13 protein-coding genes are annotated in these 13,843 nt (G+C 72.5%); 9 read left to right on the top strand and 4 right to left on the bottom strand.

Annotation, left to right across the window (positions count from 1 at the left end):
• Positions 1-385 precede the first annotated feature (385 nt).
• Positions 386-1,252, top strand: coding sequence for an Fpg/Nei family DNA glycosylase (locus tag OG700_RS03300; RefSeq protein WP_405608592.1), 867 nt, complete (start codon positions 386-388; stop codon positions 1,250-1,252).
• A gap of 83 nt (positions 1,253-1,335) precedes the next feature.
• Here the strand turns inward: OG700_RS03300 and OG700_RS03295 are convergent, their stop codons facing one another.
• Complete coding sequence (locus tag OG700_RS03295) at positions 1,336-2,022, bottom strand: zf-HC2 domain-containing protein (protein WP_405608589.1); 687 nt, start codon at positions 2,020-2,022, stop codon at positions 1,336-1,338.
• Between the two features lie 115 nt (positions 2,023-2,137).
• Here OG700_RS03295 and OG700_RS03290 point away from each other — a divergent pair, with 115 nt between their 5' ends.
• The 4 genes from OG700_RS03290 (at position 2,138) to OG700_RS03275 (ending at position 6,052) form a co-directional block, all read left to right on the top strand.
• Complete coding sequence (locus OG700_RS03290; RefSeq protein WP_405608586.1) at positions 2,138-2,887, top strand: LytR/AlgR family response regulator transcription factor; 750 nt, start codon at positions 2,138-2,140, stop codon at positions 2,885-2,887.
• A gap of 125 nt (positions 2,888-3,012) precedes the next feature.
• Complete coding sequence (locus tag OG700_RS03285; protein ID WP_405608583.1) at positions 3,013-3,375, top strand: hypothetical protein; 363 nt, start codon at positions 3,013-3,015, stop codon at positions 3,373-3,375.
• The gene (locus OG700_RS03280) at positions 3,372-4,859 is read left to right on the top strand and encodes a cation acetate symporter (protein WP_405608580.1); all 1,488 of its coding nucleotides are present in this window, start codon (positions 3,372-3,374) and stop codon (positions 4,857-4,859) included. Before OG700_RS03285 ends, OG700_RS03280 begins: the two co-directional genes overlap by 4 nt.
• The gene (locus OG700_RS03275) at positions 4,856-6,052 is read left to right on the top strand and encodes a sensor histidine kinase (RefSeq protein ID WP_405608577.1); all 1,197 of its coding nucleotides are present in this window, start codon (positions 4,856-4,858) and stop codon (positions 6,050-6,052) included. Before OG700_RS03280 ends, OG700_RS03275 begins: the two co-directional genes overlap by 4 nt.
• A gap of 36 nt (positions 6,053-6,088) precedes the next feature.
• Here the strand turns inward: OG700_RS03275 and OG700_RS03270 are convergent, their stop codons facing one another.
• The gene (locus tag OG700_RS03270; RefSeq protein ID WP_405608574.1) at positions 6,089-6,634 is read right to left on the bottom strand and encodes a hypothetical protein; all 546 of its coding nucleotides are present in this window, start codon (positions 6,632-6,634) and stop codon (positions 6,089-6,091) included.
• 70 nt (positions 6,635-6,704) lie between these two features.
• Here OG700_RS03270 and OG700_RS03265 point away from each other — a divergent pair, with 70 nt between their 5' ends.
• The gene (locus tag OG700_RS03265) at positions 6,705-6,941 is read left to right on the top strand and encodes a zf-HC2 domain-containing protein (protein WP_405608571.1); all 237 of its coding nucleotides are present in this window, start codon (positions 6,705-6,707) and stop codon (positions 6,939-6,941) included.
• On the opposite strand, the gene OG700_RS03260 is transcribed toward OG700_RS03265, so the two are convergent.
• On the bottom strand, positions 6,878-7,456 hold the full coding sequence (locus tag OG700_RS03260; RefSeq protein ID WP_405608568.1) for a sigma-70 family RNA polymerase sigma factor: 579 nt from the start codon (positions 7,454-7,456) through the stop codon (positions 6,878-6,880). The genes OG700_RS03265 and OG700_RS03260 overlap by 64 nt on opposite strands.
• Positions 7,457-7,727: 271 nt before the next feature.
• Here OG700_RS03260 and OG700_RS03255 point away from each other — a divergent pair, with 271 nt between their 5' ends.
• On the top strand, positions 7,728-8,939 hold the full coding sequence (locus tag OG700_RS03255; protein ID WP_405608565.1) for a CapA family protein: 1,212 nt from the start codon (positions 7,728-7,730) through the stop codon (positions 8,937-8,939).
• A 22-nt stretch (positions 8,940-8,961) separates the two neighbouring features.
• Here the strand turns inward: OG700_RS03255 and OG700_RS03250 are convergent, their stop codons facing one another.
• Entirely contained in the window at positions 8,962-9,423 is a 462-nt protein-coding gene (locus OG700_RS03250; protein ID WP_405608562.1) for a universal stress protein, read from the bottom strand.
• Positions 9,424-9,547: 124 nt separating this feature from the next.
• On the opposite strand from OG700_RS03250, the gene lysX reads away from it, so the two are divergent.
• On the top strand, positions 9,548-12,877 hold the full coding sequence (lysX, locus tag OG700_RS03245) for a bifunctional lysylphosphatidylglycerol synthetase/lysine--tRNA ligase LysX (RefSeq protein ID WP_405608559.1): 3,330 nt from the start codon (positions 9,548-9,550) through the stop codon (positions 12,875-12,877).
• 89 nt (positions 12,878-12,966) lie between these two features.
• On the top strand, positions 12,967-13,824 hold the full coding sequence (locus tag OG700_RS03240) for a polysaccharide deacetylase family protein (RefSeq protein ID WP_405608556.1): 858 nt from the start codon (positions 12,967-12,969) through the stop codon (positions 13,822-13,824).
• The last annotated feature ends 19 nt before the right edge of the window (positions 13,825-13,843 follow it).

The raw sequence follows: 13,843 nt of genomic DNA, 5'->3' as shown, positions 1-13,843 counted from the left end.
GGGACTTTCGAAACATGCCCTGGGGTCTGTCGGATGGATCTTGCTGCGCTCGCGGTCCCTGGCACGCACGCTCGCCGCGTTGTCTCCCTCCTCCGCCTTGCGATCGCACGCACCGACGTGACATCAGCCGCTGCGCGGCGGGCGCTCGCTGATCCGGCCTGACCCAGACGGCAGACCGTGGTCCTGTCCGGCCCCGGACAGTGTGGCCGCAAACGTCGGCCGGGTCGCGCGGCTCGTAGCCTTGTCTGTCCTCAATCGCCGGACGCGCTTGAAAAGCCCGTCCGGCGATTGAGGACGAACCGGCCACCGGACGGACCCGGCGCAACCTCCGGACACCACCCGCGCCCGCCGGGCGTCCGCGCCGGTGCTGCGGCAGGCTTGAGGCATGCCGGAAGTCCCCGAGGTCGAAGCGCTGAGAGAGTTCCTGGACGGCCATCTGGTCGGCCGGGAGATCGTCCGGGTGCTGCCCCTGACGATCAACGTCCTCAAGACGTATGATCCACCGCTCACCGCCCTGGAGGGCGCCACCGTCACCGCGATCGCGCGGCACGGCAAGTGGCTCGACATCGTGGCGGGAGCCTCCGGCCTCCATCTCGCGATCCATCTGGCCCGCGCGGGCTGGCTGCGCTGGAAGGACGAGTTCCCCGCCGCCCCGCCCCGCCCGGGGAAGGGACCGCTCGCCCTGCGGACCGTTCTGGCCGAGGGCGACGGATTCGATCTGACCGAGGCGGGCACCACCAAGCGGCTCGCCGTCCATCTCGTACGGGACCCGGCCGACGTGCCCGCCATCGCGAGCCTCGGTCCCGACCCGCTCGCCGACTCCTTCGACCGGGACGCCCTCGCCGCGCTGCTCGCGGGGGAACGGCGCCGGCTCAAGGGCGCCCTGCGCGACCAGCGGCTGATCGCCGGTATCGGCAACGCGTACAGCGACGAGATCCTGCACGTGGCGAAGATGTCGCCGTTCAAGCCCGTCCAGAATCTGACCGGCGACGAGACCACCGTCCTCTACGACGCGATGCGCACCACTCTCGACGCGGCCGTCGAGCGCTCGCGCGGCGTCGCGGCCGGCCGGCTCAAGGCCGAGAAGAAGAGCGGTCTGCGGGTGCACGGCCGGGCCGGTGAGGCGTGCCCGGTCTGCGGCGACACCATCAGGTCGGTCGCCTTCGCCGACTCCTCGCTCCAGTACTGCCCAACCTGCCAGACGGGCGGCAAACCGCTCGCCGACCGCAGGACGTCCCGGTTCCTCAAGTAGCGCCGTACGCAAGGCAGTCACCTCCGTACGGAGGGCGCCGCCTCACCCGCCTCTGTACGGAGGGCGTCGACTCACCCGCCGACTCACCCGCCCCGTACCGTCATCAGCCGGTGCCCGTCGGCCGTACGCACCTCGAACCGGTCGATCTCGTACGGCCGCAGCGCCGAGCCGCCCCATGTGACCATCGGGCCGTCGCCTCCGGCGCGGGCGGACCACGTCATCACGGTCTCCTCCGACCCGTCACGGCCCACGGCGACCAGCGCGCACACCCCGGTCGCCGCCCCTGCCCCCGCCGCCGACTTCGACAGCTCCAGCGTGACAGCCGTGCCCCAGCCCCGCTCCGCCGCCGTCACGACGGCCGCCGTCCCGGTCCCACCGTCCGTCGCCGTCCACCGCTCGGCGGCCGGCGCCGCCGGCGTGCCGCCCCGCTGCGCCTCGACGACCGCGAACGGGCCGCCCACCGCGATCACCATCGCCGCCGCGACCAGGGCGAGGCGCCGTCCGCGGCTCACCCGCCGCCGGGCGGCCGTCCCTTCGAGCATCCGGTGCAGCAGCTCGGGACCCGCCGACACGAACGGAGCCACCCGCGCGGGGGTCTGCCGCGTGTACGCGTCGAGCTGACCCTTCACCCCGTCGAAATCGCCCAACAGCAGCGTGCAGTGCGGGCAGTCCATGAGATGGTCCTCGAAGCGGAAGGCGTCGGGCGCGTCGAGGACGCCGAGCGCGTAGGCGCCGACGTCGCGATGGATCTCGATCTCCGGGGTCCGCATGCCCCCTGATACGGGGCGCGACGGCGAATCACTCAGGCCGGCATCCCTCCGCACGCCCCGAATCCGCGCTCCGATCCGGACCCACCGCGCCCCACAGCCCCTAAACTTCCGCGTCATGCTGCGTGTACTGGCCGTGGACGACGAAGAGCCCGCCCTCGAAGAGCTGTTGTACCTCCTGCGCGCCGACCCGCGGATCCGCGGCGCGGAGGGGGCCACCAGCGCGACCGAGGCGCTGCGCCGTATCGGTGCCGCCCTCGACGCGGGTCCGGACGACCCGGCCGCCGTCGACGTCGTCTTCCTCGACATCCACATGGCGGGGCTCACCGGCCTCGACGTCGCCAAGCTCCTCGCCGGTTTCGCCGAGCCCCCGCTGATCGTCTTCGTCACCGCCCACGAGGGCTTCGCCGTCCAGGCGTTCGACCTCAAGGCCGTCGACTACGTGCTCAAGCCCGTCCGCCGCGAGCGGCTGGCCGAGGCCGTCCGGCGCGTCGCCGAACTCGTGGGGGAGCGCGGCCCCGTCGTGGACAGCGCCACCGACCAGATCCCCGTCGAACTCGGCGGTGTGACCCGCTTCGTCCCCGTCGCCGACATCGTCTACGCCGAGGCCCAGGGCGACTACGCCAGACTCCACACCGACACCGGCAGCCATCTGGTGCGTGTCCCGCTCACCACCCTGGAGGAGCGCTGGCGCTCCCGCGGTTTCGTACGCATCCACCGCCGGCATCTCGTCGCCCTCGCCCGTATCGACGAACTGCGCCTCGACGGCGGGGCCATGAGCGTGCGCGTCGGCGACGCGGAACTCGCCGTCAGCAGGCGCCACGCCAGGGCCGTACGCGATCTGCTGATGCGGCTGCCCGGCCGCTGACCAGGCTCTACGCAGGTGCGTACGGGGGAGTTGCGGGGCAGTGCCAGGGCTTCCCTCCGCCTTGACGGTCTGCCTACACTCCGGCCCTGGCACAGCGGCCCGACGCTTCAAGGGGAGGAGAGACCATGACCGCGGAATCCCACCCCAAGCGCGAGGTCGTCACCGGCGAACCCCGCCGCGTACGCCCGCTGCCCCGCTACCGCGCCCAGGCCGAGATCGACGAGCAGACCGCACTCGGCGACGCCTACGTCCGCTCCCTCATGCGCAGCCAACTCCGCGCGGGACTCACCGCGTTCGCCCTGCTCGCCGCCGTCGTCGGCACGCTTCCGCTCGCCTTCGCCGCGCTGCGCGACCCCACCGTCGTCTGGGTGGTGCTCGGCGTCGCCGCCTATCCGCTGCTGACCCTGCTGGCCTGGTGGTACGTGCGGCGCGCGGAGCGCAACGAGCGGGACTTCGCCCGGCTCGTGAAAGGCCGGCCGCTGCCGTGAGCCAGAGCTACACGGTGACGGCCGTCGCCGTCGTCGTGGTCGCCACCGTCCTCGTCGGCGGCTTCGGCCTGCGCATATCGCGCACCACCTCCGACTTCTACGTGGCCTCCCGCACCGTACGGCCCGGCCTCAACGCCGCCGCGATCAGCGGCGAATACCTCTCCGCCGCCTCCTTCCTCGGCATCGCCGGACTGCTCCTGCTGCACGGCCCCGACATGCTCTGGTACCCGGTCGGCTACACCGCCGGCTATCTGGTCCTGCTGATCTTCGTCGCGGCCCCGCTGCGCCGCTCCGGCGCGTACACCCTCCCCGACTTCGCGGAAGGCCGCCTGGAGTCCCGCCCCGCCCGGCGCGTGGTCAGCGTGCTGGTCGTCGGCGCCGGCTGGCTCTACCTGGTGCCGCAGCTCCAGGGCGCGGGCCTGACGCTGGAGATCCTGACCGGCGCGCCGAACTGGTTCGGCGCCGTCCTCGTCGCGGTCGTCGTGGTGGTGGCCGTCGCGGCGGGCGGCATGCGCAGCATCACCTTCGTGCAGGCGTTCCAGTACTGGCTCAAACTCACGGCCCTGCTCGTCCCGGCGATCTTCCTGCTGCTGGCCTGGCAGGGCGACGGACGGCCCCCGATCGACTTCACCCTGACCCAGATGTCGAGCCGCGCGGACCACCCGCTGTACGCGACGTACGGACTGATCGTCGCCACCTTCCTCGGCACCATGGGCCTGCCGCACGTCGTGGTCCGCTTCTACACCAGCCCCAACGGCCGGGCGGCCCGCCGGACCACCGTCGTCGTGCTCGCCCTGATCGGCGGCTTCTATCTGCTGCCGCCGGTCTACGGGGCGCTCGGCCGGCTGTACGCGCCCGCGCCCGCCCTCGGTACGGATGCCGACGCCGCCGTACTGCTGCTGCCCGATCTGGTGATCGGCGGCACGGCGGGTGATCTGCTGGGCGCGCTCGTCGCGGGCGGCGCCTTCGCCGCGTTCCTGTCCACCGCGTCCGGCCTGACCATGGCCGTCGCCGGAGTGCTCACCCAGGACGTGCTGCCCTCGCGCGGCGTACGGCACTTCCGGCTGGCCACACTGCTCGCGATCCTGGTGCCGCTCGGCGGCTCGCTGGCGGTCAGCGGCATGCCGGTGGCGGACGCCGTCGCGATGGCCTTCGCCGTCTGCGCGTCGTCGTTCTGCCCGCTGCTGGTGCTCGGCATCTGGTGGCGGCGGCTCACCCCGCCCGGTGCGATCGCCGGACTGCTGCTCGGCGGCGGCTCGGCGCTGGTGGCCATCGGGATCACGGTCAGTGGCGCCGTACGGTCGGGCTGGCCGCACGCGCTGCTCGCCTGGCCCGCCGTCTGGTCGGTGCCCGTCGGGTTCCTCGCGATGATCCTGGTGTCGCTGGCCACGCGCTCGCGGATACCGCCGGGGACCAAGGCCGCCATGACCCGTTTCCATCTCCCGGAGGCCCTGATGCCCCGCACCAGAGGAGGCCCCCGGTGAGCGGCGCGGCCCTCGCGGTCCTGCTCGTGCTCGGCGCGCTGCTGCTCGCCGGTGGCTATGCGCTCGGCCGCCGTACCGCGGGCGCACGACCGGACCGGACCAGCGACGTCGGTACGCCCGTCGAGCACGCGACCTTCGAGACGCTGCACACCGCGTCGCTCGCCGCGCCGCCGCTGCGCGCCGGACTCACCGAGGAGAGCGCGGGCAAGGCCGCCCGCCGGCTGCGCTCCCTGCTGGGGACGGAGGCGCTCTGTCTCACCGACCGGGACCGGGTGCTCGCCTGGGACGGTCTCGGCGAGCACCACGGCAAGCATGTGATGGACCATGTGCAGGCGCTGCTCGCCAGCGGGCGCGACACGGCCTTCGCCAGTGGCTGCGGCGATCTGGACTGCCCGCTGCGCTGGGGCGTCGCCGTGCCGCTGACCGTCGACCACCGGGTGCTCGGCACCCTCGTCGCGTACGCGCCACGGGAGTCCGCGGTCCTCGCGCGGGCGGCGGGCGAGGTCGCCCGCTGGGTCTCCGTACAGCTCGAACTCGCCGAACTCGACCGCTCCCGAACCCAGTTGATCGAGGCGGAGATCAGGGCCCTGCGCGCCCAGATCTCCCCGCACTTCATCTTCAACTCACTGGCCGCGATCGCTTCGTTCGTCCGTACCGATCCCGAGCGTGCCCGTGAACTACTCCTGGAATTCGCCGACTTCACCCGCTACTCGTTCCGCAGGCACGGGGACTTCACCACCCTCGCCGACGAACTGCACTCCATCGACCAGTACTTGGCACTCGTCCGGGCCCGCTTCGGCGAGCGGCTATCGGTCACCCTCCAGGTCGCCCCCGAGGTGCTGCCGGTCGCGATGCCGTTCCTGTGTCTCCAGCCGCTCATCGAGAACGCCGTCAAGCACGGTCTCGAAGGCAAGATCACGATGAGTCACATCACCATCAGCGCGCTCGACGCGGGCTCGGAGGCGGAGGTGGTGATCGAGGACGACGGCGTGGGCATGGACCCGGAACGGCTGCGCCGGATCCTGCGCGGCGAGGGCGGCCTGTCCACCGGTATCGGACTGCTCAACGTGGACGAGCGGCTGCGCCAGGTCTACGGCGACGACTACGGGCTCGTCATCGAGACGGGGGTGGGGGCCGGGATGCGGATCACGGTACGGATCCCCAAGTACCGCGCGGGCGTGCACGGCACCTGACCGCGGCCGGACCCGCCGTACGCGGCACGTCCCCGCTCAGAACAGATGGATCGCCAGATGGCCCAGCGGCAGCCCCAGTTGCCACGCCGGGGTCCACACCTGCGGCCCTTCCTCCTCGTGTCGCTCCGCGCCCCCGCCACCGGCCACGAGGGGAGCGCCGCCCGGCGCGCCCATCGCGTCGAGATCCGGCGCCAGCAGTTCGGTCTCCTCCAGCCACCGCCAGGCGGCCAGTGCCAGTTCGAGATCCGGGTCGGGGCGGGCGCCGCCGGTGCGCTCCGCCTGGAACGCGCGGGTCTCCAGCAGGTCGAGCTGGTGACAGACCCATTCACGCCAACCGGTGCCGTACTCGGTCAGCGTCCGCCACTCGTCCATCCGCGCCACGCCGCCGGGCCCGCCGACCGCCCCGTCGGACAGGAAGATGGTCAGGGCGAGGGCGTCGCGACCCGCTCGGTACTCAAGTGTGGTGGGCGGCATCAGATCGCCGGTGCGCAGTAGTTCGTCGGCGATGTACTCCGCGTACATCCATGCCATGGGGACGAGCAGGCCGCCACCACCGCCTTCGTCATGCCGTTCCGGACGCATTGTTTTGCGCCTTCCTTCCTCTCCGTGGACGCTGCTTCACGGAGCATTGAACCGGCGGCCGGTGCCCAGCGTGGCCAGAAGAGCAGGATCGGACAGCGGACCGGAGGCGATTGTGACGGGTGAGGCCGGCGGTGACCCGCATGTGCGGTCGCAGCTCGGTGCGTACGCGCTGGGAGCTCTCACGCCCGACGAGGACCGGCTCGTCGCCGGGCATCTGGACGGCTGTGCGAGGTGCGCCGCCGCCTACGCGGAGGTGGCCGATGGCGCGGCGCTCCTCGCGCTCTTCGACGAGGAGGACCTGTGGTAGCCGGGCAGCGAGCGGCCGAGGGCGCGCAGCGCGTAGTAGGAGCGGGACTTGACGGTGCCGGCCGGGATGCCGAGGGCCTGAGCGGCCTCGGCCACGCTCAGCCCCTTGAAGTAGATCTGCGCGAGTACGGCGCGGTGCTCCGGGCTCAGCGCCTTCACCGCCTGCCGTACGTCGAGCGCGGCGACGGAGCGCTCCGTGGCGTCGCCCGGTTCCGGGGTGGCTTCGAGGACGCCGTCGCTGACCTCGGTGGGGCGGGCGAGCCGTGAGCGGCGGGCGTCGATCGCCAGGCGGCGCCCCACGGTGAAGAGCCAGGGCCGCATGGACTCGTAGGGGCCATCGAACGCCTCCGGGTGCTGCCAGGCGCGGACCAGCGTCTCCTGGAGCAGATCCTCGGCGCGCTGCCGGTCGCCGTAGGTCAGACCGAGCAGGAAGTGGAGCAGCGCGGGGCCGTGTTCGCGCTGCAACTCCGCCAGCGCCCGCTCGTCGGTCGTCGCCGTGGCCGTGGCGGTGGTCATCGTGAACGTCCCTTCTCGCGGAGGTCGCTGCTGTCGGCGTCGCTGCCGTTGGCGTATCGGAACGCATCCGGTACGTCCGGGGACAGACGGCTCACACGGGTCTGCGACGAGCGGTCGCTCCGCGCGGCGAGTGGTGCGGTGAACGGTTCGGCCGATCCGTTTCGTCCATTTCAGGTACTTCGCCGAGTCTGTCGCATTAATCGTATTAATATGAAGATATGCATGCGTTGACCGTTTGGTCGCCTTCCTCGCCCCTGAAGGAGCCTGACCGATGACGACGCACACGCGACACGCGGCGGTCGCCGCCGCGGCCCTGCTGCTCGGCACGACCGCCGGATGTGCCGGACCGGGCACCGGGGAACCGGCCACCGACCGGCCCGTCACAAACGCCGCGGGGTCGGACGCTTCGGCGGCCGGCGGCGCCGCGGCGCAGCGCGGATTCACGCTCGTCGCCTCCGGAGACGTCCTGCCGCACGACTCCGTCATCAGCCGGGCCAACGCCGACGCGGGCGGCACGGGCCACGACTTCGTACCGATGCTCGCCGGGGTGAAGCCCGTCGTCTCGGCCGCCGATGTGGCGATCTGTCACATGGAGACCGTGTACGGCCCCGAGGGCGGGCCCTTCACCGGCTACCCGTCGTTCAAGTCACCACCCGAGGTCGCCGCCGCGCTCAGGGCGACCGGCTACGACTCCTGCTCCACCGCCTCCAACCACACCCTGGACGCCGGCGCCGAAGGCGTCAGCCGCACCCTCGGCGCACTCGACAAGGCCGGGGTCAAGCACGCCGGATCGGCGCGCTCGCCCGAGGAGGACACCCGGCCCGCGCTGCTCGACGCGGGCGGCGCCGGCGGCGCGAAGGTCGCCCAACTGGCGTACACGTACGACACCAACGACAATCCGCTGCCCGCCGGACAGCCCTGGGCCGTCGACCTCATCGACGAGGAGAAGATCGTCGCCGACTCGCGGGCCGCCCGCGCGGCGGGCGCCGACGTCGTCGTCGTGAGCCTGCACTGGGGCACGGAGTGGGAGACGGCGCCCGACGAGAAGCAGCTGAACCTCGGCGAACGCCTCACCGCGTCGAAGACCGGGGGCCGCCCCGACATCGACCTGATCATCGGCACGCACGCCCATGTCCCGCAGGCGTACGAGAAGGTCAACGGCACCTGGATCGTCTACGGCATGGGCGACCAGATCGCGGGCGAGATGATCAACAACGCCGGACAGTTCGACCCGCGCGGCACCCAGGGCTCGATCGGCCGGTTCACCTTCGCGCCGCCCGCCGCCGAGGGGGAGCGCTGGCCGGTGACGAAGGCGGAGTTCATCCCGCAGACCATGGACAACACGGTGGGACGGGTGGTCAACCTGCCGCGGGCGCTGGACGAGGACCCGTCCAGGGACGACTACCGGACCACCCGGTCGGCGATCGAGGCGGCGGTCCTCGGACGTGGCGCCGCCGCCGACGGCCTCACGATGGGCCGTTGAGCCCGCGCCTCATGAGGGGGCTCTACGGAACGACCGTCACCGGCCAGCGGCCCGCCTTCACCAGCCGCACCGCCACCGAGCCGATGAACCGGTGCCCCGCCGACTCGGACGCGCCCACCACCACGGCGTCCGCCTTCAGATCGTCGGCCGCGGTGACCAGCCCGTTGTACGGGTCACCGCGCAGGGTGTGGAACTCCCAGCGGACGTCCCAGATGCCCCGGACCCGCTCCGCGCCGGCCCGGATCTCCTCCGCGAGGTCCGCCGCGATCTCCCCGGTCGTATCGGCGACCGGGTCGCCGAGCGCGGCCCCCGACGACATCAGCGGCTGGACGTACACGATGGCGAGCAGGGCGTTCTGCCGCCGGGCGAGACCACCGGCGTACGCCGCCGCGCGGAGGGACGAGTCGGAGCCGTCCACACCGGCGACGATCACCTTGGGACCGTCCGTGCCGCGTTCGAAGGGGGAGGGCTGCTGATCCGTCACGCCAGGAGGCTACCGGCTCCCCACCGGCGGCCCCTCGGGGGTCCGCCCGGTGGCCGGTTCGCCCCCGACCGCCTGAGGGCGCCGACCGGGCCGGATATGTCGGACAGCCCCTAGAGTGCGAAATATGAGCGTCAGAATGGAGGGGGCACCGACGGCCCGCGCGGCCGGGAACCGGGGCCACGAGCGCTTCCTGAGCCGGGTGCCCGGCGCGTTCGCGGTGTTCTTCGGCGGACTCGGCCTGTACTGCGCGCTCATCGCCCTCATTCCCGCACTGCGGCGACTCCTGCGGCCCGTCTCCAGCTTCCTGGACGATGTCGCGATCCCGGTCAGCGCGAACCTCGCCTACGCCGTCTTCCTCCTCCTGCTGGCCGCCGCCGTCGCGGCCCGCAAGAAGGCCGCCTGGTGGCTGGTCGTCGCCTATCTGGCCCTGCTGGTCGCGGTCGACGTCCTCCTGCTGGCCTTCGCCGCATGGTCCTGGCTGCCCAACTTCGTCGTGTGCGGCGCCGCGCTCGCCGTACTGCTCCTGGCGCGCCGCCAGTTCTACGCCGCCAGCCGGCGCGGCTCGCTGCGCCGGGCACTGCTTGTCCTGGTGCTCGGCCTCGCCGCCGGCGTCCTGGTCGGCTGGGGCCTCGTCGAACTCTTCCCCGGCTCCCTGACGAGCGGTGAGCGGTTCGGCTGGGCCGCGAACCGGGTCTTCGGCGGACTCGTCGCCGACAGCGACTTCGACGGCAGGCCGCCCCACCCGCTGTTCTTCCTCCTCGGCCTCTTCGGGGCGCTCGCCCTCCTCGGCGCCGCCGCCACCCTCTTCCGCTCCCAGCGCATGGAAGCCGCCCTCCACGGCGACGAGGAACCCCGCATCCGGGCACTCCTCGGCGCGTACGGCTCCCAGGACTCGCTCGGCTACTTCGCCACCCGCCGCGACAAGGCCGTCGTCTTCTCGCCCAGCGGCAAGGCGGCGGTCACCTACCGCGTCGAGACCGGGGTCTGCCTCGCCAGCGGCGACCCCGTCGGCGACCGGGAAGCCTGGACACCCGCCATCGAAGCCTGGCTGGACGTCGCCCGGCACCACGCCTGGGCCCCGGCCGTCATGGGCGCCTCGGAGAACGGCGCCACCGCCTTCGCGCGCTCCGGCCTCGGCGCCATCCAGCTCGGCGACGAGGCGATCCTGCACGTCGACCGGTTCGACCTGGGCGGGCGCGACATGCGCGTCATCCGGCAGGCCGTCAACCGCGCCCGCAGGACCGGCGCCACCGTCCGCGTACGCCGCCACGCCCTCCTTACGGAGGACGAGATGCGGGAAGTCGTCGACCGGGCCGACGCCTGGCGCGACACCGAGACCGAACGCGGCTTCTCCATGGCGCTCGACCGGCTCGGCGACCCCGCCGACGGCGACTGCCTGCTCGTCGAGGCGTTCGACGGGGACGGCGCCCTCATCGCGCTGCTGTCCTTCGTGCCCTGGGGCCCCGACGGCGTCTCGCTCGACCTGATGCGCCGTGACCGGGCCGCCCCCAACGGCGTCATGGAGTTCATGGTCGCGGAACTGTGCGCGTACGCCCCCAAACTCGGCGTGCGCCGGATCTCCCTCAACTTCGCCGTCTTCCGCTCCGCCTTCGAAGAAGGCGCCCGCATCGGCGCCGGCCCGGTGCTCAGACTCTGGCGCGGACTGCTGCTCTTCTTCTCCCGCTGGTGGCAGCTCGAAGCCCTCTACCGCTCCAACGTCAAGTACCGGCCCGCCTGGTACCCCCGCTTCCTCTGCTACGGCGACGCCGGCTCCCTCGCCCGCGTCGGCCTCGCCTCCGGGATCGCCGAGGGCTTCGTCCCCGTACCGAGCCTGCGCCGGCTCCGGGGCAGGGGACGGCCCAGGACCGGCGGCAAGGGCGTCACGACGCCCACCACCACCGCCGGCCTCCCCGCCATCGACGACCTGCGCCTCACCGGCCCCGACACCGAACGCGCGACGCACGAGCAGCGCCTGCCCGAACAGGTACGCGTCCGCCACGACAAGCTGGCACGGCTGCGCGCCGAAGGCGTCGACCCCTACCCGGCCGGCGTCGCCCCGCGTACCGACACCCTCGCCGCGATCCGCGCCGCACACCCCCTCGCCGCGCCCGGCCGCCGCAGTGGCGAACAGGTCACCGTCGCCGGACGCGTGATGGCCGTACGCGACTTCGGCGGCATCCTCTTCGCGGTCCTGCGCGACTGGTCGGGCGACCTCCAGCTGGCCCTCACCCGCGACGCCGCCGCCTCACCGCCCGTGGAGCGCTTCTCCGCCGACATCGACCTCGGCGACCACCTCACCGCCACCGGCGAGGTCGGCCACACCGACAAGGGCGAGCTGACCGTCTTCGTGACGCGCTGGCAGCTCACCGGCAAGTGCCTGCGCCCGCTGCCCGACAAGCGCCGCGGTCTCGCCGACCCCGAGGCCAGGGTCCGCCGCCGCTACGTCGACCTGGTGTCGAGCCCGGACGCCAGAGCGGTCGTACGGACCCGTTCCACCGCCGTCCAGGCGCTGCGCCAGGGGCTGCTCGGCCGCGGCTATCTGGAGGTCGAGACCCCGATGCTCCAGCAGATCCACGGCGGCGCCAACGCCCGCCCCTTCACCACCCACATCAACGCCTACGACCTCGACCTCTACCTGAGGATCGCGCCCGAGCTGTATCTCAAGAGGCTCTGTGTCGGCGGCATGGAGAAGGTCTTCGAGATGGGACGCACCTTCCGTAATGAGGGGGTGTCCTACAAGCACAACCCCGAATTCACCATGCTGGAGGCCTACCAGGCGTTCGCCGACTACGACGTGATGCTCGACCTGACCCGCGAACTCGTCCAGGGCGCGGCCACCGCCGCCTTCGGATCCCCGGTCGCCCACACGACGGGCGAGGACGGCCGTCGCGTCGCGCACGACATCTCGGGCCCCTGGCCCGTCAAGACCCTCTACGGCGCCGTGTCCGAGGCGCTCGGCGAGGAGGTCGGCCCCGACACCGGTGAGAAGACGCTGCGCCGCCTCTGCGACCGCGCGGGCGTCCCGCACACCCCGCGCGACAGCCGCGGTGACGTCGTCCTGGAGATGTACGAGCGGCTGGTGGAGGAGCGGACCCAGCTGCCCACCTTCTACAAGGACTTCCCTACGGAGGTCTCCCCGCTCACCCGCCCGCACCGCCGCGACCCCCGGCTCGCCGAGCGCTGGGACCTGGTCGCCTTCGGTACGGAACTGGGCACCGCCTACTCCGAGTTGACCGACCCCGTGGAACAGCGCCGGCGGCTCACCGCCCAGTCGCTGCTCGCCGCCGGCGGCGACGTGGAGGCCATGGAGATCGACGAGGACTTCCTGGACGCGCTGGAGTACGCGATGCCGCCGACCGGCGGTCTCGGCATCGGCGTGGACCGGCTCGTCATGTTCCTCACCGGCCTGACCATCCGTGAGACGTTGCCCTTCCCCCTGGTCCGGCGCGGCTGACGCTCATCGGCTCATCCCATCGGGTGCTTTCCCCGCGCTCCGAGGTGTCGGTGAGGGACAGGACGCACCGGCCGTGCGAGCCATTGGCCATGGAAGCCATCAAAAAGGACCAGCTGATTCCGGGACGCCGGGCCGCGCTGCGTCTCGCCGCCGTCCTCGGGGCCGTCGGCCTGACCCGGCTGCTGACCGCGGGCGAGGCCCATACGCCGGGCCCGCCGGCGACCGGGAGGCCGCCGGCGGGTGCCCCGGCCGCCGGACCGCCTGCGGCGTTGCCCCGCGGGCCGTCGGCCCACAGGCTGAGCCCCATGACCGAGTTCCAGCCGCCCCGGTACCGTCCGGCCCGCCTGCCCGTGCGCACCGAGCCCTTCCTGCAGATGCCGTACCTGGGCCGCTCGATGGTGCTCACCTTCGACGACGGACCCGACCCGCGCTACACCCCCGGCATCCTTGAGACGCTGCGCGCGCACGACGTACGGGCGATGTTCTTCGTCTGCGGCGAGATGGCCACCGGGCAGCGGGACCTGCTGCGCGAGATGGCCGACGACGGGCACATCGTGGGCAACCACACCTGGTCGCACCCGGAGCTGCCGAAGCTGAGGCCGGCCAGGATCCGGGAGGAGATGGAGCGCACCAGCGAGGTGATCGAGCGGACGCTGGGCCGTCCACCGGTCTGGTTCCGCGCCCCGTACGGCTCCTGGAACCGGCACACCTTCACGATCGGCGCCGGCCTCGGCATGGAACCGCTCGCCTGGACCGTCGACACGCTGGACTGGGAGTCACCGGGCACCGGGAAGATCGTCCGCCGGGTGCTCGACGGGGCGGGCCCGGGGGTCGTGGTGCTGTCGCACGACGCGGGCGGCGACCGCTCGCAGAGTGTGGCCGCGCTGCGGGACTACCTGCCCGAGTTGCTGCGGGACGGGTACGGCATCACCGTACCGAGGCCCTGACGGCGCGGTGGGGCGGCGC

It is taken from the genome of Streptomyces sp. NBC_01508 (assembly GCF_045040315.1).
GTDB lineage: Bacteria > Actinomycetota > Actinomycetes > Streptomycetales > Streptomycetaceae > Streptomyces.
This window is presented reverse-complemented; position numbering and strand designations above follow the sequence as displayed.